General features: G+C 67.2%; 22 protein-coding genes and 1 pseudogene. 13 read left to right on the top strand and 10 right to left on the bottom strand.

Translation table 11 applies throughout. From position 1 onward, the window contains the following. Positions 1-123: 123 nt before the first annotated feature. From leuD to NOV74_RS03950, 3 genes are read right to left on the bottom strand one after another with little or no spacing between them, the layout of a single operon-like run. The gene (gene leuD, locus NOV74_RS03960; protein WP_257309457.1) at positions 124-726 is read right to left on the bottom strand and encodes a 3-isopropylmalate dehydratase small subunit; all 603 of its coding nucleotides are present in this window, start codon (positions 724-726) and stop codon (positions 124-126) included. Beyond that, on the bottom strand, positions 726-2,135 hold the full coding sequence (leuC, locus tag NOV74_RS03955; protein ID WP_257309455.1) for a 3-isopropylmalate dehydratase large subunit: 1,410 nt from the start codon (positions 2,133-2,135) through the stop codon (positions 726-728). Before leuC ends, leuD begins: the two co-directional genes overlap by 1 nt. Next, positions 2,132-3,052 (bottom strand): LysR family transcriptional regulator, encoded by a 921-nt coding sequence (locus NOV74_RS03950; RefSeq protein WP_257309453.1) that lies wholly within the window; start codon positions 3,050-3,052, stop codon positions 2,132-2,134. Before NOV74_RS03950 ends, leuC begins: the two co-directional genes overlap by 4 nt. A gap of 133 nt (positions 3,053-3,185) precedes the next feature. Here NOV74_RS03950 and NOV74_RS03945 point away from each other — a divergent pair, with 133 nt between their 5' ends. The 10 genes from NOV74_RS03945 to NOV74_RS03900 all read left to right on the top strand — a co-directional run bounded on the left by NOV74_RS03945 (position 3,186) and on the right by NOV74_RS03900 (position 14,618). Continuing rightward, positions 3,186-4,778 carry a 2-isopropylmalate synthase gene (locus NOV74_RS03945; protein ID WP_257309451.1) on the top strand — a complete coding sequence of 531 codons (1,593 nt, stop codon included), beginning with the start codon at positions 3,186-3,188 and terminating at the stop codon, positions 4,776-4,778. A 4-nt stretch (positions 4,779-4,782) separates the two neighbouring features. Further along, positions 4,783-4,914 carry a hypothetical protein gene (locus tag NOV74_RS03940; RefSeq protein WP_257309449.1) on the top strand — a complete coding sequence of 44 codons (132 nt, stop codon included), beginning with the start codon at positions 4,783-4,785 and terminating at the stop codon, positions 4,912-4,914. 2 nt (positions 4,915-4,916) lie between these two features. After that, a complete protein-coding gene (leuB, locus tag NOV74_RS03935; RefSeq protein ID WP_257309446.1) occupies positions 4,917-6,053 on the top strand; it encodes a 3-isopropylmalate dehydrogenase in 1,137 nt (378 codons plus the stop codon). Between the two features lie 310 nt (positions 6,054-6,363). Beyond that, entirely contained in the window at positions 6,364-6,489 is a 126-nt protein-coding gene (locus NOV74_RS03930) for a hypothetical protein (RefSeq protein WP_257309444.1), read from the top strand. 105 nt (positions 6,490-6,594) lie between these two features. Beyond that, positions 6,595-8,283, top strand: a complete 1,689-nt coding sequence (gene ilvD / locus NOV74_RS03925) for a dihydroxy-acid dehydratase (protein WP_257309442.1) — start codon at positions 6,595-6,597, stop codon at positions 8,281-8,283. 10 nt (positions 8,284-8,293) lie between these two features. Next, positions 8,294-10,024, top strand: a complete 1,731-nt coding sequence (gene ilvB, locus NOV74_RS03920) for a biosynthetic-type acetolactate synthase large subunit (protein WP_257309440.1) — start codon at positions 8,294-8,296, stop codon at positions 10,022-10,024. Between the two features lie 10 nt (positions 10,025-10,034). Further along, positions 10,035-10,577: an acetolactate synthase small subunit gene (gene ilvN, locus NOV74_RS03915; protein WP_257309439.1), complete on the top strand. Its 543-nt coding sequence runs from the start codon at positions 10,035-10,037 to the stop codon at positions 10,575-10,577. Between the two features lie 41 nt (positions 10,578-10,618). Beyond that, positions 10,619-11,641, top strand: a complete 1,023-nt coding sequence (gene ilvC, locus NOV74_RS03910) for a ketol-acid reductoisomerase (RefSeq protein WP_257309437.1) — start codon at positions 10,619-10,621, stop codon at positions 11,639-11,641. Positions 11,642-11,765: 124 nt separating this feature from the next. Then, positions 11,766-13,493, top strand: a complete 1,728-nt coding sequence (locus NOV74_RS03905) for an NAD(P)H-dependent flavin oxidoreductase (RefSeq protein WP_257309435.1) — start codon at positions 11,766-11,768, stop codon at positions 13,491-13,493. A 411-nt stretch (positions 13,494-13,904) separates the two neighbouring features. After that, complete coding sequence (locus NOV74_RS03900) at positions 13,905-14,618, top strand: hypothetical protein (protein ID WP_257309434.1); 714 nt, start codon at positions 13,905-13,907, stop codon at positions 14,616-14,618. A gap of 12 nt (positions 14,619-14,630) precedes the next feature. Here the strand turns inward: NOV74_RS03900 and NOV74_RS03895 are convergent, their stop codons facing one another. The 4 genes from NOV74_RS03895 to NOV74_RS03880 are packed head-to-tail and all read right to left on the bottom strand — an operon-like array spanning position 14,631 to position 17,901. Continuing rightward, complete coding sequence (locus tag NOV74_RS03895; RefSeq protein ID WP_257309432.1) at positions 14,631-15,614, bottom strand: hypothetical protein; 984 nt, start codon at positions 15,612-15,614, stop codon at positions 14,631-14,633. 49 nt (positions 15,615-15,663) lie between these two features. Continuing rightward, positions 15,664-17,028, bottom strand: coding sequence for a DNA repair protein RadA (radA, locus tag NOV74_RS03890; protein ID WP_257309430.1), 1,365 nt, complete (start codon positions 17,026-17,028; stop codon positions 15,664-15,666). Further along, positions 17,028-17,426, bottom strand: a complete 399-nt coding sequence (locus tag NOV74_RS03885; RefSeq protein ID WP_257309428.1) for a cobalamin B12-binding domain-containing protein — start codon at positions 17,424-17,426, stop codon at positions 17,028-17,030. Before NOV74_RS03885 ends, radA begins: the two co-directional genes overlap by 1 nt. Positions 17,427-17,445: 19 nt before the next feature. Beyond that, a complete protein-coding gene (locus NOV74_RS03880) occupies positions 17,446-17,901 on the bottom strand; it encodes a tRNA (cytidine(34)-2'-O)-methyltransferase (protein WP_257309425.1) in 456 nt (151 codons plus the stop codon). An 11-nt stretch (positions 17,902-17,912) separates the two neighbouring features. Here NOV74_RS03880 and NOV74_RS03875 point away from each other — a divergent pair, with 11 nt between their 5' ends. Beyond that, positions 17,913-18,272 carry a histidine triad nucleotide-binding protein gene (locus tag NOV74_RS03875; protein ID WP_257309424.1) on the top strand — a complete coding sequence of 120 codons (360 nt, stop codon included), beginning with the start codon at positions 17,913-17,915 and terminating at the stop codon, positions 18,270-18,272. A gap of 89 nt (positions 18,273-18,361) precedes the next feature. Here the strand turns inward: NOV74_RS03875 and NOV74_RS03870 are convergent, their stop codons facing one another. Genes NOV74_RS03870 through NOV74_RS03860 form a run of 3 tightly spaced genes read right to left on the bottom strand, consistent with a single transcriptional unit; the run spans position 18,362 to position 23,072 of the window. After that, positions 18,362-21,022 (bottom strand): patatin-like phospholipase family protein, encoded by a 2,661-nt coding sequence (locus NOV74_RS03870; RefSeq protein WP_257309423.1) that lies wholly within the window; start codon positions 21,020-21,022, stop codon positions 18,362-18,364. Positions 21,023-21,027: 5 nt separating this feature from the next. After that, positions 21,028-22,398 carry a mechanosensitive ion channel family protein gene (locus NOV74_RS03865; RefSeq protein WP_257309422.1) on the bottom strand — a complete coding sequence of 457 codons (1,371 nt, stop codon included), beginning with the start codon at positions 22,396-22,398 and terminating at the stop codon, positions 21,028-21,030. 29 nt (positions 22,399-22,427) lie between these two features. Beyond that, positions 22,428-23,072, bottom strand: coding sequence for a hypothetical protein (locus tag NOV74_RS03860; protein ID WP_257309421.1), 645 nt, complete (start codon positions 23,070-23,072; stop codon positions 22,428-22,430). A 45-nt stretch (positions 23,073-23,117) separates the two neighbouring features. On the opposite strand from NOV74_RS03860, the gene NOV74_RS03855 reads away from it, so the two are divergent. Beyond that, a complete protein-coding gene (locus NOV74_RS03855; RefSeq protein WP_257309417.1) occupies positions 23,118-24,788 on the top strand; it encodes a TolC family protein in 1,671 nt (556 codons plus the stop codon). After that, positions 24,785-24,916: pseudogene (locus NOV74_RS15440) on the top strand (TetR family transcriptional regulator); the annotation flags it as partial. The gene NOV74_RS03855 and the pseudogene NOV74_RS15440, both read left to right, overlap by 4 nt. Positions 24,917-24,927: the final 11 nt, after the last annotated feature.

Here is a 24,927-nt window from a genome sequence, read left to right as displayed (position 1 = left end):
GCGGTGGTCCGGGCCCCTTCTGTGCCCTCTGTGGGCGCCCGGCGGGCGCTTCTATGCCTTCTGTGTTCCTGCTTTCTGGCTGAGATTCGCCGATAAGCAGGTTTTCTTAATAGCTCGTCGAGCTCAGCGGCCGCTGATGGCCAGCCAGGGTGCTTCGGCGCGGCGGCGAACCTCGTAGGCTTCGATGTCGGCCAGGTTGGCCTCGCTGCGCTTGATTTCGTCCATGCCTTCCAGGAGGGCGGCCTTGCGGGCGGGCTCGATCTGGAAGGCGAAGGTGAGGTTGCCGGCCCGCACGGCCTGGGCCGGAAGGTCCACGGTGAGGGGGCCCTCGACGGTGGCGAGCTGCGCGATGGCTTCCGCAGGCAGGACCACGGGGAGGATGCCGTTGGCGAAGCAGTTGTTGAAGAAGATGTCGGCGAAGCTCGGGGCGATGACGCAACAGATCCCAAAGTCCAGCAGGGCCCAGGGCGCATGCTCACGGCTGGAGCCGCAGCCGAAGTTTGGCCCCGACAGCAGGATGGTGGCCTTCCGGTACGGCTCGCGGTTCAGCAGGAAACCCGGCAGTTCCCGGCCCGCAGGATCGTAGCGCAACTCGTGGAAGAGGTGGCGGCCGAGGCCCGACCGCACCAGGGTCGTGAGGAACTGCTTGGGGATGATGAGGTCGGTGTCCACGTTGGCGCGGAGAAGGGGAGCGGCGACACCGGTGAGGGTGGTGAAGGGATTCATCAGCGCACCTCCATGCGGCGGACATCCGTGAAGTGGCCCGCCACGGCGGCGGCGGCAGCCATGGCCGGGCTCATGAGGTGGGTGCGGCTGCCCCGGCCCTGCCGGCCCTCAAAGTTGCGGTTGCTGGTGCTGGCGCAGCGCACGCCGGCCTCCAGCCGATCCTCGTTCATGCCGAGGCACATGCTGCACCCGGGCTGGCGCCACTCGAAGCCCGCCTCGAGGAAGATGCGGTCCAGGCCTTCCGCCTCGGCCTGCTTCTTCACGAGCCCGGAGCCGGGCACCACGAGGGCGCGCACGCCCTGAGCTACCTTGCGGCCGCGCGCGATGCTCGCAGCTGCACGCAGGTCCTCGATGCGCCCGTTGGTGCAGGAGCCGATGAACACGGCCTGGATGTCGATGGCCTCCATGGGCGTGCCTGGCTCCAGCCCCATGTACTCAAGGGCGCGGAGGATGGCGTCACGCTCCTCCGCGTTGCGGGCCTGGGCGGGGTCCGGCACGCGCCCGGTGATGTCCGTAACCCACTGGGGACTCGTGCCCCAGGTGACCTGGGGGGCCAGGTCGCGAAGTTCGACCACCACCTCCTGGTCGAAGGTGGCTTCCGGGTCCGAGGCCAGGGTGCGCCAGTGGGCCAAGGCCGCGTCCCACAGGGCGCCCTTCGGCGCGAGCGGGCGGCCTGCCACATAGGCGAAGGTGGTGTCGTCGGGGGCCACCAGACCGGCGCGGGCGCCCCCTTCGATGCTCATGTTGCAGAGGGTCATGCGGCCCTCCATGGACAGGGCGCGGACCGCGGGCCCTGTGTATTCCATCACGCTGCCGGTGCCGCCGGCGGTGCCGATCTGGCCGATGAGGCGCAAGGCCATGTCCTTGGCCCCGGTGCCTGGGGGCAGGACGCCTTCGAAGCGCACCCGCAGGTTCTTCGAGCGCCGCTGGGGCAGGGTCTGGGTGGCCATGACGTGCTCGACTTCGCTGGTGCCAATGCCGAAGGCGAGGGCCCCGAAGGCGCCGTGGGTGCTGGTGTGGCTGTCGCCGCAGACCACGGTGGTACCAGGTAGCGTGAAACCCTGCTCGGGACCCACCACGTGGACGATGCCCTGCCGGTCATCCAGGAGCGGGATGTAGGGCACGCCGTGGACCTTCACGTTGCTTTCAAGCGCCTCCACCTGGAGGCGGCAGGTCTCGTCGGCGACACCCTTCTCCCGGTCCACCGTGGGCACGTTGTGGTCGGCCACGGACAGGATGTTGCCCGGTCGCCGGAGGGTCCGGCCGGCGAGCACCAGGCCCTCGAAGGCCTGGGGGCTGGTGACTTCGTGGACCAGGTGGCGGTCGATGTAGATCAGGCTGGTGCCATCGGCGCGGGTGGCCACCAGATGCTCATCCCAGATTTTGTCATAGAGGGTTCGCGGGGTCATGGACGCTTCCTTCCTGCGGCGGGCATGGGGTGATTCAGGTCCGTGGAACGGATGAGGTCGAGGAACGCCCGGGTGGCGGGGGACAGGGCGGCTTCGCGGCGGGTGACGATGCGGATGAGCTTCTCCATCTGCAGCTCCTGCACGTTGACCTCCACCAGCCGGCCTTCTTGAACGGCTGCGAGGGTGGTCATCCGGGGCAGGATGGCCAGGCCGGCGCCCAGGGCCACGAACTCCAGGATGGTGGCGATGGAGGCGAGCTCCATCGTGAGTCGGAGGGGCGTGTCGCAACGGGCGAACAGCTCGATGATGGCGGTCCGGGTGGGGGTGGGCGCGTTGTGAGCCACGAAGCGCTCCTCGCCCAGATCGGCGATGCGGAGGTTCTTCCGCTTGGCGAAACGGTGCCCAGGCGGCACCACCAGCACCATGCGGTCCCGGTGGATGACCTCGCTTACCAGTTCGGGATGCAGGGCGTCGTAGGAGACGAATCCCACGTCCAGGCGGCGTTCCAGTACTTCATTCGGGATGCGCTCCGAGGTCTGGCGGTAGGCCTGGATCTTGATGGCCGGCCAGGCCTGCTGGTAGGCCAGCAGGAGTCGCGGGAGCAGGAACTCCGACACGCTTTCGTTCGCGCCGACGTTCAGGCGGCCCTGCTGAAGCCCCTTCAGCGCCCCGAAGGTATCGAGGATCTCCTGGCGCAGGTCGAACATGCGCTTGGCCAGGGGCAGCAACGTCGTGCCTGCGTCCGTGAGGATGCCACCTTTGGTGGTCCGATCCACGAGGGTCTCACCCAGCTCCTCTTCGAGCTTCTTCAGGGATAGACTCACGGCGGGTTGGGTGCGGAACAGACGCTCCGCCGCGCGGGAGAAACTCTTTTCGCGCGCCACCACCAGGAATGTTTCCAGCTGCCCGAGATCCATGGGCCCTCCGCGGGGAAGTGTAGAGTCTTAAGTATTACTTATGTAATCATAAAAAAAATTAAATGTATTTATGAGCTGGATTGGGTGATCTTCAGTTGATCCCACCGGCTCCGGCCGGTCCAGGAGCACCGTCATGGGCAGCGAGCGGATCGCCATCTTCGACACCACCCTCCGAGACGGAGAGCAGTCGCCCGGCTGCAGCATGAACCTGGACGAGAAGCTGCTGATGGCCCGCCAGCTGGAGGCCCTGGGCGTGGATGTCATCGAGGCCGGTTTCCCCGTGGCCTCGGACGATGACTTCGCCGCCGTGCAGGCCGTGGCCCGCGAGTGCCGGAAGCCGATCATCGCCGCCCTCTGCCGCGCCCTTCCCCGGGACATCGAGCGCGCCTGGCAGGCGGTGTCCGAGGCCGCCCGGCCGCGGATCCACACCTTCCTGGCCACCTCGGACATCCACCTGGCCTACAAGCTGCAGAAGACACGCGAAGAGGCGCTGGCCATGATCCGCGAGGGCGTGCGGACCGCCAAGGGCTTCACGCAGGATGTGGAGTTCTCCGCGGAGGACGCCACCCGCAGCGACTGGGACTTCCTCGTGGAGGTCTTCACGGTCGCCATCGAAGAAGGTGCCACGGTGCTCAACGTGCCCGATACGGTGGGCTACACCGTTCCCGACGAGTACGGCCGTCTCATCCGGCACCTGCGGGAGAAGGTGCCCGGCATTGATGGCGTCACCATCAGCGTCCACTGCCACAACGATCTGGGCCTCGCCGTGGCGAACTCCCTGGCGGCTGTGGCCGCCGGAGCGCGCCAGGTGGAATGCACGGTGAACGGCATCGGCGAGCGGGCCGGCAATGCCGCGCTCGAAGAACTGGTGATGGCGCTTTCCGTCCGCCGGGACGCGCTGCCCTTCGAGACCGGCATCCACAAGGAGGCCATCTATCGGGCCAGCCAGACCCTGGCCAACATCACTGGCGTCGAAGTGCAACCCAACAAGGCCATCGTCGGACGGAACGCCTTCGCCCACGAGAGCGGGATCCACCAGCACGGGATGCTGAGCCACCACTCCACCTACGAGATCATGACGCCTGAATCCGTGGGCGCCGGCCGCACGAACCTGGTGCTCGGCAAGCATTCCGGCCGCCACGCCCTGGCCAAGCGCTTCGAGGAACTGGGCTATCCCTTGGACAAGGCGGCCCTGGAGAAGGCCTACAAGCTCTTTACCAAGCTCAGTGATCAGAAGAAGGAGATCTTCGACGAGGATCTGCTGGCCATCGTGCGCGATGGGCTCCCGCAGATCCCCGAAACCTTCAAGCTCCGCGCGGTGCAGGCCACGGCCGGCACGGCCATGTTCGCCACCGCCCTCGTCACCCTCGGGAGCGAGGCGGGGGTGGCCACGGAGACAGCCATGGGGGATGGTCCCGTGAACGCCGTGTTCGCCGCCGTGGACAAGCTCACGGGGTTGAAGGGACGGCTGGTGGATTTTCGCGTGCATTCCATCACGGGCGGTGCGGATGCGGTGGGGGAGGTGTTCGTCCAGGTCGAGTTCGATGGCGTCATCCAAGGGGGGAAGGGCGCCAGCACGGACATCGTCGAGGCCAGCGCCCGGGCCTACCTGAACGCCTCCAACAAGGTCCTGTTCGCCCGCCGGGCCTCGGGAGCGCCCGCCGCCGCCGGCCCGGCGCCGGCCACCAAATCCAGCGGCTCCGCGGCCAAGACGGCCAAGAGGTGATGTGATGAAGGAATCCTTGCCGGAAGGCCTTGAAGTCGCTGCTGCCCGAACGGACCTTTTCGTTCCGGTCGTCGTGCTGCCCGCCACGCCCCCGGAGGACGGGGCGGATCCAGACCAGTACCTCTGGGGAGTTTGATCGTGGAAGCCCGCATCACCCTTCTTCCCGGCGATGGCGTGGGGCCTGAAGTGGTCCACGAAGCCGCCGCCTGCCTCACGGCCGTGGCTGCGGCCTACGGGCACCAGTTCCACCTTGAGGAGGCCCTCATCGGCGGCGCCGCAGTAGACGCCACCGGTGATCCGTTCCCGGCGGAGACCCTCGCCCAGTGCCAGGCCAGTCAGGCCGTCCTGCTGGGCGCCGTGGGCGGGCCCGCCTGGGATCGCCACCCCCGGGAACAGCGGCCCGAATCCGGTCTTCTGCGTCTGCGGCGGTCCCTGGGGCTCTACGCCAACCTGCGCCCCGTCAAGGTCCACCCGGCCCTGGAGGATGCCTCGCCCCTCCGTCCGGAGGTGACCCATGGCACGGATCTGATGATCGTCCGCGAACTGGGCGGCGGCCTCTACTTCGGCGAGCCGCGTTCCTTCTCGAACGAACGGGCCGTGAACACGCTGCCCTACACGCGCACCGAGATCGAACAGGTCGCCCGCGTAGCCTTCGAGCTGGCCGCTACCCGACGCCGTCGGCTGGTTTCGGTGGACAAGGCCAATGTGCTGGAGACCTCCCGCCTCTGGCGCCAGGTGGTGGACGAGCTGGCGCCTTCCTATCCGACGGTGCAGGTCACCCACGCCTACGTGGACAGCTTCGCCATGGCCCTCATCACCCGGCCCCGGGACTTTGACGTGGTGCTGACGGAAAACCTCTTCGGAGACATCCTCAGCGACGAGGCGGCGGTGCTCGCCGGCTCGCTGGGCTTGCTCCCCTCCGCCAGCCTGGGCGGACCCGTGGGCCTCTATGAACCCATCCATGGCTCCGCGCCGGACATCGCGGGCAAGGATGCCGCCAATCCCATCGGCACGATCCTTTCGGCGGCCATGCTGCTCCGCCACAGCCTCCGGCTCGACACCGAAGCCCGGGCCCTCGAAGCCGCCGTGGACCGCGTGCTCAAGGGTGGCCACGGCACGGCCGACCTGCAGGGCCTCAAGCACCACCACGGCACCCGCGCCCTGGGCACGCGGATCCGCGAGGCCATCCGTCCTCCCGGCGCCAAAGGAGCCCGGCTCGCCGACTCCGCCTATGCCTGGTGCGGTTCGCCCGAGGGCGTCCGCAACCAGCTCTGATCCTCACTCCCTTCTTCCTCCACCCGGAAACCCAACCCATGCCTCCCACCTCTGCCCGCATCGACGTGCTCCCGCTCTCCCGAGTGCGGGCTGTCGTCCTGATTACCAGGCTGCCCGGGCTGGTACTGCGGCTGACGGGCTAGGGGCGGGGACGGCACACCATCTGGATCCCGGCCCCGCACCCAGGCGGGGCCTTTTCACATCAGCCCGACCCTTTCGAAATCGATTCTCCTGAGGATTCCCATGACCCCCCGATACGGCCCGACTTCCTGGTTGACTTTTCCCACACGACCCCTGAAACTCGTTGCCCATGAGCTTCTCCCCCTTCGACCACTCGGCACCTGCGGCGATGTCGCCCGCAGTGGTGCGCCCCGTGGCCGGCCTGGTGGCCATTCCCGCCGTGCTGATTATTAGCGGCGAGGTGGGGGCCCCCTAAGTTCTCGGAACAAAACCGAAACCGGCCCCGCACCTCGAAGGATGCGGGGCCTTTTCACATCGGTCCTGCCACTCCGAGGTCGGCGGCCTTCCACTGAGGAAGACCATGACGGACGCAGGACAATCTCTCAATCGCCGCAGCCGCGTCATCACGCAAGGCCCCAGCCGCGCCCCGGCCCGGGCCATGCTCAAGGCCATCGGCTTCACGGACGAGGACCTGGCCAAGCCCATCATCGGCATTGCGAACACCTGGACCGAGATCGGCCCCTGCAACTACCACCTGCGCGAGCTGGCGGAGCGCGTGAAGGTGGGCGTGCGTGCCGCCGGCGGCACACCCATGGAGTTCTGCACGGTCTCCATCAGCGATGGCATCACCATGGGCACGGAAGGCATGAAGGCCTCCCTGGTGAGCCGCGAGGTCATCGCCGATTCCATCGAGCTGGTGGCCCGGGGCAACGCCTTCGACGGGCTGGTGTGCCTCTCCGGCTGCGATAAGACCAATCCTGGCGTGGCCATGGCCCTGGCTCGCCTGGACATCCCCGGATTGATCCTCTACGGCGGCTCCACGGCCTCCGGGCACTGCGAGGGGAAGGACCTCACCGTGCAGGATGTCTTCGAGGCCGTGGGCGCCCACAGCGCGGGCCGCCTGGACGACGCGGGCCTGAAGGAAGTCGAGGATGCCGCCTGTCCCGGCGCCGGAGCCTGTGGCGGCCAGTTCACCGCCAACACCATGTCCGCCAGCCTGGAGCTCCTCGGCCTCAGCCCCATGGGCCTCAACGGCATTCCCGCGGAGGATCCCCGCAAGGGCGAGGCCGCCGAGACCTGCGGGCGCCTCGTCATGGAGCTGCTGAAGCGCGACCTGCGCCCCAGCGCCATCCTCACCCGGGAGGCTTTCGAGAACGCCGTGGCCGCCGTGGCCGCCACGGGAGGTTCCACGAACGCCGTGCTGCACTACCTCGCCCTGGCCCGGGAGTCCGGTGTGCCCTTCACCCTGGAGGACTTCGATCGTGTGAGCGCCCGCACGCCGCTGCTGGCGGACATGAAGCCCGGCGGAAGGTTCATGGCCCCGGACCTGTACGCCGCCGGGGGCATCCGGTTGGTGGCGAACCGCCTGCTGGAGGGCGGGCTCATCCATGGCGCGGCCATGACCGTGACCGGTCGCACCCTGGGCGAAGAACTGGCTGGTGCGCCGGAGACGCCCGGGCAGGAGGTCGTGCGCCCCTTCGACAAGCCCCTGAAGGCCAGCGGCGGTCTCGTGATCCTGCGCGGCAGCCTGGCGCCGGAGGGCTGCGTCATCAAGGTGGCCGGCCACGAGCGCCTGCACCACACGGGCCCGGCCCGCGTCTTCGAGCATGAGGAGGATGCCTTCGCGGCCGTGCAGGAAGGACGTATCGACCCCGGTGACGTGGTGGTGATCCGCTACGAAGGTCCCAAGGGTGGTCCGGGCATGCGCGAGATGCTGGGCGTCACCGCGGCCCTGGTGGGCGCCGGCCTCGGCGAATCCGTCGCGCTCCTCACCGATGGCCGCTTCTCAGGCGCCACCCGCGGCTTGATGGCGGGTCACGTGGCGCCGGAGGCGGCCGTGGGTGGGCCCATCGCCCTGGTGCGCGAGGGCGACACGGTGGTCTTCGACATTCCCACCCGACGCCTGGATCTGAAGGTGCCGGAGGCGGAGCTGGCGAAGCGTCGGGCCGAGTGGAAAGCCCCCGCGCCGCGGTACCGCACAGGCGTCTTCGCGAAGTACGCCGCCACGGTGGCCAGCGCCTCCGAAGGCGCGATCACCTTGGCCCAGTGAAGGGGGAACCATGACTCTGACTGGAACGCACACGGGGGCCCAGCTCATCTGGGAATGCCTGACGCGGGAAGGCGTCACCACCGTCTTCGGCTATCCGGGCGGGGCCATCCTGCCGGCCTACGACGCCATGGTGGGTTTCGACATCCGCCACGTGCTGGTGCGCCACGAGCAGAGCGCCGTGCACATGGCGGACGGCTACGCCCGCGCCTCCGGGCGGGTGGGCGTGGTGGTGGCCACCTCGGGCCCCGGCGCCACGAACCTGGTGACGGGCTTGGCCACGGCCATGATGGACTCCACCCCACTGGTGGCCATCACGGGGCAGGTGGGCTCCGGCGTGCTGGGCACCGACGCCTTCCAGGAAGTGGATATCACCGGAATCACCCTGCCTGTCACCAAGCACAACTACCTGGTCACCCGCGCCAGCGACATCGTGCCCGCCCTGCGGGAGGCCTTCGCGGTGGCGAAGAGCGGTCGTCCCGGTCCCGTGCTGGTGGATATCACCAAGGACGCCCAGCAGGGCCGGGCGGACCTCGATTGGGAAGCGGCCCAGCCCATCCGGCACTTGCGCCACCTGCCGCCGCCCCTGGATCCGACCGCGCTGGACCGCGCGCTGGAACTGATCCGCCACGCCAAGCGGCCGCTCATCCTGGCGGGCCATGGCATCCAGCTCTCCGGCGCCCGGGCCGAGGTGCTCACCCTGGCCGAACGGGCGGACATCCCCTTCGCCTTGACCTTGCTGGGTCTGGGCGCGGTGCCCGCTACTCATCCCCTCAGCCTCGGCATGATGGGCATGCACGGCGAGGCCTGGGTCAACAAGGCCATCCAGGAGGCGGACCTCCTGCTGGCTCTGGGCATGCGCTTCGACGACCGCGTGACCGGCAAGCTCAAGGAGTACGCTCTCCACGCGAAGAAGATCCACATCGACATCGATGCCAGCGAACTGGGGAAGAACGTGCCGGTGGACGTGGCCATCGCCGGAGACCTGCGCAGCACCCTGCAGGCCCTGCTGCCCGGCGTCCCAGTGGCGGACCGCTCTGCCTGGTTGGGGAAGATCCGGGAGTGGCGCGGTGATTCCGCGGTCAGGGACATCAAGAACCTGCCGGACGACGGCCACCTCTACGCCGCCCATGTGATGCACGACCTCTGGCGCCTCACCGACGGCCAGGCCGTGGTGGCAACAGACGTGGGCCAGCACCAGATGTGGGAGGCCCAGTACTACCATCACGACGCGGAGCGCAGCCTCATCACCAGCGGGGGCGCGGGGACCATGGGCTTTGCGCTGCCGGCGGGCATTGGCGCGAAGATCGCCCGGCCCGAGGCCGAGGTCTGGGTGGTGGCCGGCGACGGCGGCTTCCAGATGACCTTCGCCGAGCTGATGACCGCGGTGCAGGAGGGGGTGAAGGTGAACATCGCCGTCATCAACAACGGCTTCCTCGGCATGGTCCGCCAGTGGCAGGCCATGTTCTACGAGGGCCGCTACGCCGCGACCCCCATCCTGTCGCCGGACTTCGTGAAGCTGGCCGAGGCCTTCGGTATCCATGGCCAACGCGTGGACACCCGGGCTGCATTGGCTGAGGCCGTGGCCGCGGCCCGGGCAGCGGCAGGTACCGCCCTCATCGAGTTCCGGGTGGAGCAGGAGGACAGCGTCTATCCCATGGTTCCTGCCGGGGCGGCGCTGCACGAGATGATCCGGCGCCCTTCTGCCAGCGTCATCGCCGAAACCGGGTCCGACCCTGTTTGAAAGGAACCCCATGCCCCATGTGCTCGTGGTCTATACCGATGATGAACCCGGCGTGCTGACGCGCGTCGCCTCGCTGTTCCGCCGCCGGGGCTTCAACATCCATTCCCTCACCGTGGGCCCCACGGAGCGGCCCCGCCAGTCCCGCATGACCATCGTTGTGGACGCAGAAGAAACCACTGTCCGGCTGGCGGTGGAGCACTTGCGAAAGCAGGTGAACGTCCTTGAGGTCCAGCAGCTGGGCGACCGTCCGAAGGTGGTGCGGGACCTGGCCCTCATCCGGGTGGCGGCGGGACTGGACGTCCGCTCCGAGATCCTCCAGCTGGCCCAGGTCTTCCGCGCCAACGTGGTGGACATCGCCGGGGACAGCCTCGCCATCGAGTGCTCTGGCGGTCCCGACAAGATCGATGCCCTGGTGGATGCGCTGCGCCCCTACGGAATCCTCGAATTGGGCCGCACGGGTGCCGTCGCCATGGCCCGGGGGCCCCGGGCCTCACCGGAAGCCCGCCCTGACCGGGTTTCCGAACCGGCCAGCAACCAAGCCATGTCCGTCTGACCCAAAACCTTCCCATCCCGACCACCAACAAGGAGCCCACCATGGCCAAGATCCACTACGACGCCGACCTCGGCCTCATCCGCGCCCGCAAGGTCGCCATCCTGGGCTACGGTTCCCAGGGCCACGCCCACGCCCTCAACCTCAAGGACAGTGGCGTCCACGTCCGGGTGGGCCTGCCGGCCAGCTCCGCCTCCCGGGCGAAGGCTGAGGCCCAGGGGCTCACCGTCATGACCCCCGCCGAGGCGTCAGCCTGGGCGGATGTGATCATGGTGCTCACGCCAGATACGGGTCAGGCCGCCCTTTACGAGGAAGCCATCGCGCCCCACCTGACTCCGGGCAAAACGCTGATGTTCGCGCACGGCTTCAACATCCGGTATGGCCTCATCAAGCCGCCCGCCGGCGTGGATGTGAGCCTGGTGGCGCCCAAGAGCCCCGGCCACCGCGTCCGTGAGGTCTTCGTCGAAGGCGGTGGCACGCCGGCCCTGGTGGCGGTCCACCAGGACGCCAGCGGGCAGGCCCAAGCCATGGCCCTGTCCTATGCGGCGGCCCTTGGCCTGACTCGGGCAGGCGTCCTGGAGACGACGTTTACGGAAGAAACAGAAACCGATCTCTTCGGTGAGAAGGCTGTACTTTGTGGCGGCACCAGCGCCCTCGTGAAAGCAGGCTTCGAGACGCTGGTGGAAGCCGGCTATCAGCCTGAGATCGCCTACTTCGAGTGCCTGCACGAGCTGAAGCTCATCGTGGACCTGATGCAGCGGGGCGGCCTCAGCTACATGCGCTACAGCATCAGCGATACGGCCGAGTACGGCGACTACACCGGCGGCCCCCGCATCGTGACCGACCAGACCAAGGCTGAAATGAAGGAGATCCTCAAGGAGATCCAGGACGGCCGCTACGCCAACGCCTGGATCGAGGAAAACCGCACGGGCCGCAAGTGGTTCGAGGCCCAGCGGGCCGCCGACCACGACCATCCCCTGGAGCAGGTGGGTCGCGAGCTGCGTCGCATGATGCCTTTCCTTGATCCCGTCGAGGTCCCGGCGCCAGCGCAGGCCCCACGCAGCTAGGAGAATCCCGGGGGAGCGGTCAAGGCTTTTGACCCAAGGTAGGAAGGTTGAACTCCGTCACAGGGGTATTGGCCTCACAATAGTCCTTGGGAGATAAGCCATTTCCGCTCCCACGGAGCCCTGCATGTCCGAGTCTGTCTTCAACACCGCGTCCCTGCCCACCCTCCAGGGCTGGCAGGCTCCCGGGTCGCTTGATTTCCAGGCCGCCTTCCTCCGGGCTGGCGGCTGGGCCTTGCCCCGCACCGAAGCTTTTCCCGATACCGCCAAGCTCCGGGAACGACTGCACGAACTGAGAGCCTCCATGCGTGATGGGGGCAAGATCGGGTTGGACCTGCGCGGCCTCCGCGACAGTGCCGACAGCGTCATGGCCGCGGCCCGCGAGGCTGGCGTGGCCTTCCTCCTGCACACGGCGGAGCTGCCCCCCACGCTGGATCTATTGCGCCAGGCGAACCTGCCCCGCATTGTGGCCGTCCAGAACGCAGAAGAAGCAGCCCAGGCGAAGGCCGGCGGCGCTTCCGCGCTATTGGCCCGGCCCGGCCTGGTCGCGGCTCTCCGTTCTCTGGGCCTGCCCGTGATGGCCACGGCCGATACCGAAGCCGAGGCGAAGCAGGCCATGGCCGACGGCGCCTTCGGCCTTCAGCCCCGCACACCCTCGATGTTGGATGCCTCGCCGCTGGCGGCCTTCCGGTCGCGCCTCATGGCCGGCCTTGATTCCATGGCTCAGGCTCTGGTGCGCAAAGGTGCCTGCACGCTGCCGCGCCTGCGGATCCGCAACCTCGACCTGGCCTATCCCATCCAACAGGGTGGCATGGGCGTGGGCATCTCCTGGGAGGGGCTCGCCGGGGCCGTCGCCCACGAGGGCTGTGTGGGCCTGGTCTCGGCCATCGGCACGGGCTATCACGGCTCGGCCAATCCGAAGATGCGCCTGGGCCGTCCCGATGGCTCCGATTCGCTGAATCCGCCGAAGGCCCTGGAGTGGATCATCCGGGAGGCCCGGGAACGTGCAGCTGGCCGCGGTGCCGTGGGCGTGAACATCCTCTGTGCCATCGAGGGCTACGAAGCCGCCGTAAAGGCTTCCCTCGCAGGTGGCGCCCAGATGATCGTGTCGGGCGCGGGTCTGCCCCTGGGCTTGCCGGGCATGGTGGGCGACGCGGACGTGGCGTTGGTGCCCATCGTGTCCTCGGGCCGGGCGCTCCAGGTGATCTGCAAGCAGTGGCAGCGGAAATACAACCGCCTGCCCGACGCGGTGGTGCTGGAAGGCCCCGAAAGCGGCGGCCACCAGGGCTTCAGCCACGAGGGCTGCGCCGATCCGGCCCACACCCTGGAGAACATCCTGCCCGAGGTCATCGCGGAGCGGGACAAGTGGGGCGACTTCCCCATCCTGGTGGCCGGCGGCGTCTGGGATCACGCGGACATCCAGCGCTTCCTGGCTCTGGGTGCCTCCGGCGTGCAGATGGGCACCCGCTTCATCGGCACCTTCGAGTGCGATGCTTCCCCGATCTTCAAGGAGGTCATCCTCCGTGCCAAGGCTGAGGACATCGGCCTCATGAAGTCTCCCGTGGGCCTGCCCGCCCGCGGCGTGCGCACCTCCCTGCAGGCGCGCATCGAGGCCGGCACCGCGCCCCAGATCCGCTGCGTCAGCAACTGCCTGTCGCCCTGCGGCCACGGCAAGGGCGCCGCGGCCGTGGGCTACTGCATCGCCGACCGTCTGGCTGATGCCATGCAAGGCGACGAAGAGAACGGCCTCTTCTTCACCGGCAGCAACGGCGCCAAGCTCCGTGACCTGATCAGCGTCCGCGACCTCATCGAGGAACTGACCCAGGATCCGGGGCTCCAGCGCGTCTACGCCTGAGCCGGCCTGCCTTCATAAATATAGAAACACAACCAAGACCACCCAGAACCGCAAAGGCAATCTGTCTTCGGTTTTCTTGGTGGTCTTAGTGCCTTGGCGGTTGGTCAGGCTTTCCTTCTGAAGAGGGCGGTGGCTGACAGAAGGCCACCCCGCCGCTCAACCACGATCTCCTCCCGGTGGAGCTCGGGAGGTCGTCGTTTCGCTCCTGACCTCCCTCCGGTCCCTGCCGACATGCTGCGCGGCGGGCCACCGGAGGACCGGGCGCAGAGACAGGAATAGGCCTGGATGTTTCATTGTCGTTAGAAAAAAATATCGATAAAAAACTATTGATCATGGGTCTCAGTAGCCCAACATGAAGGGCCACTCCATTCTTTGCTTTTCCACCGTTGCCCTTGCACCCGGAGGACAGACATGACCACTGACTCGCGTGCGACGGCACTTGCCTCGCGCCACGGCCTCTACACCTTCGGCGCCTGGGCCATCGTCGGCCTCGTGCTCCTGGGGTTCGCCAAGACCTACTATCTAAAGGTGGCCTTCGGCACGCCCACGCTCCCGCCCCTGCTACATCTGCACGGCCTGATCATGAGCCTCTGGTTCGGCCTGTTTGTCGTGCAGACGCGGCTGGTGGCTGTGCGCCGGCTGGATCTCCATCGTCAGCTCGGGATGCTCGGAGCCTTCCTGGCCGTGGCGGTGCTGGTGGTCGGTACGGTGACGGCCATCAATGCCGCCCACTCGGGGCGCTCCCCGGGACCGCCGCCCCTGATCTTCCTGGTGGTGCCCTTGGGGGACATGGTGGTGTTCGGAACCATGGTCGGCGCGGGCCTTGGCCTCAGGGCCCGGGGAGACTACCACAAGCGGTTCATGCTGCTCTCCTGCGTGGGCATCCTCGCGGCGGCCATCGCGCGGATCCCGCTGGATGCCATCGCCAAGGCGGGCCCCTTGGCCTACTTCGGGCTGACGGATCTCGCGGTGATCGGCTGTGCGATCTACGATCGCCGCCACACGGGCCGCCTCCATCCGGCTTTCCTGTGGGGCGGGCTCTTCATCATCCTGTCGCACTGGCTGCGCCTGGCCCTGGCCGGCACCGGGCTCTGGATGACTTTCGCCACCTGGGTGACGCGCTAGCTCAGCTGGCGGTCATCCGCTCGCATTGGGGTGCCGCTCCAGCAGCTGGCGCAGGGGCGCGTTGCGCTTCACGGTGTCCTGGCGGCGGAGGTGGGCGATGAGCTGGGGCGGCGTGGCGCTCCAGCGGCCCAGGTTCTGGATGAGCAGGGTAGAGACGTAGGTGCGGCGGCAGAGCAGGGCGGTGGCGTGGCCGTCGAGGGTGAGACCCACCAGGCTGGCGAGGCAGCGGCCTTCGGTGGTGAAGATGAGCTCGGCCTTCTCCTCGCCCGTGCGCTGGGTGAAGCTGGCGCGGAGGAGATCACGGGCCATGGCGCGCACCTGCTCGGGTGCATCGCGCGAGGTGGCCACGAGGTACTGCTCAAGCAGGCGCCGGGAGGACCAGAGCCGGCGGTAGAGGCTGGCCGGGAGCAGCGGGTTCTGGAGGAGGGCTCGGCGCACGCCAGGGTCGTTCGTAAAGGCCGCGCGGCCGCCCAGGGCCTCCAGGCCCGCAGAGGTCCGGTGGTGCGCCGCGAGAAGGCGGGCGTGGACGGGGCCCACCCGGGGGTTCTCCAGCACGGCGCGGATCACCTCGGCCGTAGGATCGAAGCAGAAGGCGCTCAGTTCGGGTTCCACGGCCGCGTGCGCCAGGGCCACGCGCTCATCCACCGGCCGGGCGTGCAGCTGATGCTCGAACAACTGGCGGTGGGTTGCCGCCCGGGCGGCGACGAGGGGGGCATCCTCGTCCGCCTCCTCGCCTCGGGGTTCGCTCTCCCCGGGATTGGGTTCGATGGCCGGATGAGGTGCCACCGGGGCGGAGGGTTCCTCAACGGCCACGGCGCCCAGGGCCACCAGTTCGTGCAGCATCCCAGCCAGCTCACCTTCCTCCAGGCCGGTGAGCGCCGCGAGGGTGGGCAGGTCTAGGGTCCCATCCAGGCGCGACAGCAAGTAGCCCTGGCGGGGATCAAGGGGCAGGGCGCGGGAATCCACGTCCACCCGGGGAATGGGTCGCCAGGTCATGAGGCGATCATAAAGCGGAATGAGGAGACTGGCCTCCCAGAGACCCCGTTCATTCTTCCACGACCCCCTTCAGCCACGCCTTCCCCCGCAGGCGTTCAACGCTGGTCTCGGGGAAGAGATCAAGGGGGCTTTTCCCTTCCAGACCGAGGCGGGGCACGGCAGCCGAGGCGAACCCCAGGCGCGCTCCCTCCTGGAGCCGCAAGGGAAGTTGGGCCACGGGTCGCACTTCGCCGGTCAGCCCCACTTCGCCCATGAAGAGGCACTTCTCGGCCAGCAGACGCCCTCCCGCACTGCTGCAGAGGGCGGCGATCACGGCGAGATCGGCGGCGGGGTCTTCGATCTCCAGGCCTCCTGCCACGTTGACGTAGATGTCCCGGTCATGGAGTTGCACGCCGCCCCGGCGCTCCGCCACGGCGCAGAGCATGGCCAGCCGTGGTCCATCGATGCCCAGGGCCGTGCGGCGGGGGATGCCCAGGCCCGCGGCGGCGACCAGAGCCTGGATCTCCACCACCATGGGCCGGGTGCCGCTGAGCACCACCGTGGCGGCGCAACCCGGCCGGGGTTCGGCGTCGAGGAAGAAGGGGTTGCCCTCGGCGGGCACCAGGCCCTTCTCGGTCATGGCGAAGACGCCCAGCTCGAAGGCCGCGCCGAAGCGGTTTTTCAGCGCCCGCAACAGGCGATGATGGTGATGGCGGTCGCCCTCGAAGGCCAGCACCGTGTCCACCAGGTGCTCCAGGACCTTGGGGCCCGCCAGACTTCCATCTTTGGTGACATGACCCACCAGCACCAGGGGGGTGCCCGTGGTTTTGGCCCAGCGGGTGAGCATGGCGGCGCAGCCGCGCACCTGGCTCACGCTGCCGGCGCTGCTTTCGAAGTCGGGATCGAAGAGGGTCTGGATGCTGTCCACCAGCAGCAGGCCCGGCTTCATGCGCTCAGCCTCCTCGATGATGCGGCGCACGTCCGTTTCCGCCAGCAGGTGGATGCCGGGGTTCTCGGCGCCAAGGCGCTGGGCCCGCAGCTTGATCTGGCGCTCGCTCTCCTCGCCGCTGGCATAGAGGACGGTGCCTTCCGCCGTGGCGGCCCATTGCAACAGCAGGGTGGACTTGCCGATGCCGGGCTCACCGCCCAGCAGGGCCACCATGCCCGGCACCACACCGCCGCCCAGGACCCGATCCAACTCCACCAGACCCGTGGGGCTGCGCTCGGTGTCCGTCACATCCACATCGGGCAAGGCAACAGGGCCTGTGTAGTGGCTTTGCGCGTAGGCCGAGCCCGCCCGCTGAAGGTCACGCTTCAGGCTTCCGCGCACCTCTTGCACCGTATCCCAGGCGCCACAGCCGGTACACTTGCCCATGGCCTTGGGATGGCGCGCGCCGCAGGCGGTGCACTCGAACAGGGGTGAGGTCTTGGCCATCAGGCGGAGATCTCGCGGCGGATGAAGGCCACGATGTCGTCGGTGTTCGTGCCGGGCTGGAAGATCTCGCGGATGCCGATGGCTTTGAGATCGGGGATATCGCCGTCGGGGATGATGCCGCCGGCGAACACCAGCACATCATCCGCGCCCTGTTCCTTCAGCAGGCGCATGACCTCGGGGAAGATCTGGTTGTGGGCACCGCTGAGGATGCTCATGCCCAGCACCCGGGCGTCCTCCTGCACCACCGCGGCCACGATCTGTTGGGGCGTCTGGCGCAGGCCGGTGTAGATGACCTCCATGCCGGCATCCCGCAGGGCCCGGGCCACGACCTTGGCGCCGCGATCATGCCCATCCAGGCCGGGCTTGGCGATGACGACGCGGATGGGGGCCTGGCTCATGGGGACTCCGGTACGAGGATTACCAGTTCTCAGTCTGCCGCAGCGCCTCGTAAAGGCCAATGGCTGCCGCCTGCGCCAGGTTCAGGCTGCGATGGTGGTCGCCCACCATGGGGATCCGCACCAGATGGTCGTTGTAGGCCTTCAGGAGGTGATCGGGAAGCCCTACCGTCTCCTGGCCAAACACCAGGCCGTCGCCGTAGGCCCAGGGCACTTGCGTATGTCGCCGTGCGCCCTTGGTGCTGAAGAACCAGAGGCGTTTCGCGGGCGTGCGGGTCAGGAAATCCTCCCAGTTCTCGTAGTGTGTGGGCTCCAGCTTCTCCCAATAATCCAGGCCAGCCCGACGCAAGTAATAATCGCTGGTGTCGAAACCCAGCGGATGGATCAGGTGGAGCTTCGCCCCGTTGTTCACGCAGAGGCGGCCGATGCTTCCGGTATTCTGCGGAATCTCGGGCTGATGCAAGATGATATGGAACATGGGAGGTCCTGATGAGCGCCACGACGAGCGAATGCCTGTTCTGCAAGATCGCGCGGAAGGAAATCCCCGCCGCCCTAGTGTACGAAGATGACAGCCTGCTCGCTTTCAAGGACATCTTTCCGCAGGCGCCGGTGCACTTGCTGCTCATCCCCAAGGCCCACTGTGAGGGGTTGGGTGACATGACCGCTGAGATCGCGGAAGTCGTGGGGCGGCTTCCCCAGGTGGCCACCCGCCTGGCCCAGGAACACGGGATCGCCGCCAGGGGTTGGCGCCTCCTGAGCAACAACGGCCCCGACTCCGGCCAGAGCGTCTTCCACCTGCATTTCCACCTCCTGGGCGGGAAGCCCCTGGGCGGGAAGCTTTGCCTCTAGGCAAGCGGCTGGACTTAGCACTGGCATAGAAACTCACGGAAATTTCAAGGGCCTGACTGGGGGCACCGTCACGGGGCTTGGCCCCGGGGCTACTTCCTCCGCCAGAGATCGAAAGGCCGGGCGCCCAGGAGAATCGACACCCGGTTCTCGTGTTGGGAGGCGGAGCCTCGGTGGAGGTGCACCCGGCCGACGGATAACTCCATGAAGAATTCTCGGAAGCCGGTCCTGGCCACCAGGCCCAACCCTTCGATGCGCAGGCCATCGCCCAAAGTGGACGGCTGGTCAGAGGCCCGACCCAGGTCGAAGCGGGGGCCGATCTGCCAGCCCGTACCCACCATCGACGCCTTGGTGTAGGGCAGGCCGATCTTTAGTGCCGCCAAGTTCGGCATGAGGTAGGCGGCACTGCGGGTGCCGATAAAGGAATCGCTGCCGCCCGCGATCCACAGGCGATCCGGCGGCGCATCCTTCGACAGGGCCACTTCGGTGTCCACCATTAGTCCCCAGTTGGAACTCAGGGGCTGGTGGCGTTTGGCTCGGGCATAGCTGCGCCAGTACGGGTGGGCCTCGCCTTCCACGGAGAGGCTCCGGTCCGCCGAAAAGCGCAGGAGGGTGCCTTCGGTGGGGATGGTGTGGAAGTCCAGATCGTCCCACTCCAGCCAGCCCCGCACCACCGTGGCATTCGGCGTGTCGATGTCGGTCCCTGCGCGGGTGAAGGTGCCCCTGTGCTGGAAGGCCGCGAGGCCGAAGCGGGCTCGATCCTCCTTGCCCCAGCGCAGGATGGCCTCCACGCCCAATTCCTTCCGGGTGAAGCGCGAGTCTAGGTCCGCCATGGGCTCCACGAACAGGACGCCGCCACGCACGTCGTTTTGCGACCAAGTGCCGAAAGCCCCCAGCGACAAGGCTGGAAGGGAGGGGAAGCTCCAGGCCACGTGTCCCTCCAGGCGCTTCTGGAGGTTGTCGGCCACCGCTTCGATGGAGCCGCTCTCGCCGCCGCCGAAGAGGTTCCGGCCCCGCATAAGGACCCCGCCGTGCGGGCCCCAGTCGCTTTCGTAGGCCAGGGTGAGGTTCAGTAGGGTGGGTTGGGTGCCCACGGGGCGAAGGTTGAGGACAAGGCCCTCTTCGCGCTCCTGGAGGCGGGTCTCCAGCCGCTGGAAACCCATGCGGTCCTGGGCGCGTCCCAGTACCTCCTCCAGTTCCGAGGCGCGAAGCGCTTGGCCTTCCAACTCCTGGGCGATGGCGCGGGTGGAGGCCGCCATGGGGCCGGGCTCCACTTGCACGCGCACGAGGCTGGGCTCACGCACCTGGAGGGTGAGCACCCCATTGGCGAAACCACTGCCCCGCAGATCCAGCATGGCTGCGCCCTTGCCGACGGCCTCGGCGAGGAGTTCCTGTTCAGCCAGTCCGAAGCGTGCGGCGTGGAAGGGCTGCCCCGTGACCAGGCCCCGCTCGCGCAGGCTCTGGACCACTCGGGCCTTGTAGGTCGTGGCCCAGTCCGCGGGCAGGTCCAACTGTACCCGCTGGATGAGAGCCGCGGGCTCCCAGTGGAAGGTAGCCTCGCCTTCAGGAGTGGCGGGCAGATCCACCCAGGCCTGTTCCAGCGGCAACCTTCGGTAGGCACGGCGGAGCAGGCGCCAGAGGTCGGCGCGGCGCCAGGGACCGGCGGCCGGCCGGGTGTCGGCCAGCAACCCAGCCAGATCAGGATGCCCGGGGCCATCGACCCTCAGGGTGGTCGCGGCCGGTACCCCGGCATCCGCCATCAGGAGGGCCTCCAGCTTGGGCAGGGCGCCACTGAGGGCGGTCGCGCCAGCCTCGAAGAGCAGGGACTCCTTGCCCCGGTAGGCGAACTCGTCCACCTGGTCGGTCTCGGGCCGGATCACCAGATCCGAATTCGCCTCGCTGCGCGATTCGGTGACCCGCATGGCCAGGTCCAGGCTGCGGTCCAGCAGGGTCAGGATGTCGGAAGGCGGCGTGGTGTTCCAGGTTCGCCCGATGTTCACGGCGAGGATGCGGGCGCCGGGAAATGCCGAGCGGGCCGCCATGGCGGGCAGGTTCTCCACCAGGCCTCCATCCACCAGTTGCTCATCTCCGATGGTCACGGGGGCCAACAGCCCCGGGATGGACATGGAGGCCTTCACGGCATCCACAAGGTCCCCCTGGGCCAGGATGCGGGCCTCGCCCCGCGTGAGGCTGGACGTGACAACCCGCAGGCGGGAACCGAGGCGGTCGAAGTCGGAGCCACCCAGCGCCTGGGCCCGGGCCAGGGTTTCGAACAGGGCGATCCGCAGGCGGCGCGCACGCTCCTCGCCGGGCACCAGGATGGGCCGACCGCCGACGAAGGAGAGTCCCATCAAGGTGCCGTGCCGCTCCTCGTCCTCGGATGCGCTCAGGCCCGGCGTCCGCCGTCGATCATCGAGCACCAGTGAGAAATCGCGGCGCTCGAAGATCCGCTCGGCCCCGACCCCGCCGAAACCGCTGGCGTAGAGCGCCGCTGCGAAGCTGCCGGCGCTGGTGCCCACGATTCCCTCGGGGTGCCAGCCTTCCTCTTCCAGGCGCCGCAGCACGCCGGCGTGGGCCAGGCCCTTGGCGCTTCCGCCCCGCAGAGCCAGCACCAGCGGGCGCTCACCGGGCGCGTGGAGCACCGGCAGGAAACGGAACCGCTGGTCTGGCGGACTCACGGTCAGCGCGAGGCGTTCCTGGGCCTGGGCCCACAGGCAGAAACTCAGGAGGAGGATGGCCAGGAAACATCGCATGGGGATCAGAGCCCAAACCAGCGCTTGATTTCCGCCCGCGCCAAGTCTCGGCGGTTGGCCGTCCGGGTCAAGTCGGACAAGTGCCCGGACCTGGATTCCTTCAGTTCGACCAGGCCCTCCACCAGATGGGGGGCGCTGCGCAGGACGCGCTCGAAGGCGGCCTTGGGTACCTCCACCAGCTCGCACGCCGTCACCGCCACCACCGTGGCCCGGCGGGGCGCGCCCGTGAGCAGGGAGCCTTCGCCGAACCAGGCCCCCTGGCCGAGTTCCCCGATCACCTCCCAGAACAGCCCGGTGTAGGGTTCGAACCGCTCGACCGCCTTCACCGCCTGCAAGGTGCCGGCCATGACCAGGAACAGGGACGCGCCCGGATCCCCTTCCCGAATCACTCCCTCGCCTGGCTCGGCCCGGCGCAGGACCACGCCCTCCTTGAGCTCCGGGGCCCACTCCCGCGGCAACCCGAAGCGTTCCAGGATGTCTTCCATGGCCCCGTCCCTGAGTACCACCGGGTCAGTCCAGGTGGGGGTAGGTCCGTGGGGCCCCAGCAGGGGCACCTCGAGGCGGTTCAGCACCGTCTGGGTCAGGCGCACCGCCTGGTAGTTGGCAGCCCGGCCATGACGGAATCCAAGGGCCCAAAACCGCAATTCCAGTACTACTCCGCCCATGTCGAAACTGTGGGTTCTGACCTCGGGCTTGCGATTGGGGTAGTGGGGGATGCCGCCCAGGGCCTGCTCCAGGGCCGCCAGGGTGGCCGCCATGGCGTCGTGGGGAGCAATGACAACCTTGAAAGTGCGTCGGTGGAGACCGGAAGGGGCGTACAGGTTGGTGACCACTGCCTGGGCGATGATCCGGTTGGGAAGGATGGTGGTGTCCCCGTTCTCGGTGATGATCTGGACCGTGCGCCAGGTCATGGCATCGACCCGGCCGATGAAGTTCTCCTGACCGCTGCTACCCCTCAGATTGCCGGTGACCTCCACCCAGTCGTCCACCCGGAAGGCCGGGGAAAGGCTCATGGAGATGCCAGCGAACAGGTTGCCCAGAGTCTCCTGCATGGAAAGACCCACCACCGCCGCGGCGATGGCGCCCGTGCTCATCAGGGTGCCCAGGTTCACGCCCACAGATCTGTGCAGCAGGAAGATCGCGGCACCCAGGTACAGAGCGACCACCACCAGATCCCGGGCGAACCCGGGAGTGGAGGTGCGCCAGTGGCTCAGCAGCGGGTCCAGCAGCACATGGGTGAAGACCCGGATTCCCAGGTAGCAGCCCAGGGCCCAGAATACGAGCTCGCGCGCCCGCACCAGCACGGGGTAGCCGTGACCATCACCCAGCACTGAGACGGCCAGGACCCCTGCCGTCAGCAGCAGACCGATGGCCACCCATCGCCGCCACGGACTGACGACGGTCCTCAGATCCCTGAACACGGCTGAACCTGGATTACAGAAGCAGGACGACTGACGTATACGCCCAGGTTCTCCCGCAGTTGCTTGCCTGTGTCTTCCACCTGGTAGTCCGCAGGCAGTTCGAAGGCGGAGGGGGGAATGGGCCCTTCCTCGATATGGGTGGTGGTAGTCGTCGTCTGTCCCGCGATGGGCAGCAAGATGCGGTACTTCATGGCAATGCCTTGCACCTTGGCCAGTTCCTCACCAACTTTGAGCGTGGAGGCGGCATCGGCCTGCAGCTGGCCGATGGCGGTATGAAGCCTGAGGAAGCGCTGATAGGGGATGGCGGGCACCGGGGGGGTGATCGAGGGATCGTTGCTGGTCTCGATGATCATCGGGCCCATGGCGATCTTCCACTTGTGGCACTCGCGGCCAAGGAGGATTTCGGACCCTTCGTCCACCACGGTGACGGTGACATCGTTGGCACCCATCACCTTCAGGACCAAGGGCGGCAGCTTCTTCAGCTTTTCTGCGGCAGCCCCCGCCGCGATCTCAAGGTCGTCCCAGCTCATCTTCTGGATGAGTTTCTTGTGGTGATCGATGTTGTAGGAGACTCCCAGGGTGAAATCGACCAGAAAATCCACTTGGCTGCCCGGTTGGTTGATCCGCATGAATCGGGATGACCAAAGCTGGGTCTGCTCCCCTTCACGGCCTTCATGGGCATGATCAGTCTCTGCGGCATCGTGGTCCGGAACGCCATCATCCTCATCGACTACATTAAGGAAAAGCTGCACGAGGGAGTGCCTCTGGTAGAGGCCGCCACCCTTGCAGGCGAACGCAGGCTCCGTCCCATTTTCCTCACCACCATGGCTGCGGCCGTGGGTGTCACGCCCATGATCATCTCCGGTTCCAAACTCTGGAGCCCCCTTGCGAGTGTTCTGGCTGTGGGACTCATCTTCTCGATGTTCTTCACGCTCCTGGTGGTCCCCGTCATCTACGTGCTCGTGTTCCGGTCCAAAGAGAATTCGTCTCCTGGAAGCCGTGTGGCTTCGGTCATCCCGATGGTCCTCCTGGCCTTGGTCTTGGCATCCCCGCTCAGCGCGGGGGCGCCGGACCCCAAGCACCTGACCCTCGAGAGCGCTGTGGCCAGCGCCCTCGACCACAGTGCGGCAATCCGCATCTCCCGGGCCAAGGTCGATGAGGCAGCGGGGAAGAAACACACGGCGAGAGCCGACTACTTCCCACAACTCGCAATGGATGCCACCTGGTTGAAGCGCAACGATCAACCATTCATGACCGTTCCGGCAGGCTCCCTCGGGAACGTGCCAGGTCTAGGGCCCTTCCCGACCCAGGACGCCAACTTGGGCCAGGGTAAGACGCATCTTTTCTATCAGAACATCACCTTGAGTCAGCCCCTCACCCAGCTTATTAAGATCCACCATGGGAACGAGGTTGCTTCTGCCGAGGAGCGGGTGGCAAAGGCCGAGCTGCGAAAGATAGAGACCGAGATCGCCTATCAGACACGCCAGGCTTACTATGGCCTTCTGATCGCTCAGGCCCAAATCTCGGCTGCTCAGGCAGGCGTGGCTGCGGCCGAATCCCAGGAACTGGATGCCCAAGATGCCGTCAAAGCGGGGAATGCCCTGAATGTGAAGCAAATTGGGAGTCGGGCCAAGCTCCTTCAGAACCGCTACAAGCTGAGTACCGCCCAGGCCACAGCCGCTGATCTCACTTCGGAACTCAACGACCTGATGGGTGAACCCCTTCAGACTCCACTGGACCTTGCCCCTGTCTCCCCTGATTCACGTCCGCTTCCAACGCGCGAAGCGATGCTGGAACAGGTCCGGACGTCCAATCCCGATTTGGCGGTTGCCCAGGCGTCGCTCGAGAAAAGCCGTAGCGCCCTCAAGGCAGGTAAATCCGAATACATTCCAGAAGTGGGTGCCTTCATTCGTCAGACCCACCAGGATGGACTTCCTTTCGTCCAAGCCAACTCCACCTCCTACGGGCTCTCCCTGAGTTGGACCATTTTTGATTGGGGCAAGCGATCCGGTGTGGTCCACCAGCGGGCTGCCCTTGCGAGCCAAGCCTCGAGCAACTACGACCGGGTGCGCAACCGAACCGAGATCGATCTCGATCGGCTGCTCCGTAAGCTGGAAACAGCGCGAATCCTGTCAGAGGCCGCTGAAGATGCGTATGCCATGAACGTAGAAAAGGCCCGTCTGGCCGGGAATCAGCACAAGTCCGGACTGATCCCAGTCTCAAAAAAGTTGGAAGCGGATGCCGAGGCCAATGCTTCCGAGGCAGAACTTCTCGCCGCTCGCCTGGGACATGATCTCACGCGCGCCGAGCTGGATCGACTGCTCGGAGGAGGTCTAAACCAATGACTGAATCTAGAGACAACCTGAAAACGCCTGCGCCGATCACAAACTCGAGACTGATGCTATTGAAAGCCGCCATCCGCATCTTCGCCGAGAAGGGGTTCGAAGGCGCCTCCATCCGAGAGATCGCCGATGCGGCAGGAGT

The organism is Geothrix fuzhouensis, assembly GCF_024609325.1.
GTDB lineage: Bacteria > Acidobacteriota > Holophagae > Holophagales > Holophagaceae > Geothrix > Geothrix fuzhouensis.
Note: the sequence above shows the minus strand (reverse complement) of the source record. Positions and strands in the feature narration are given on the sequence as shown.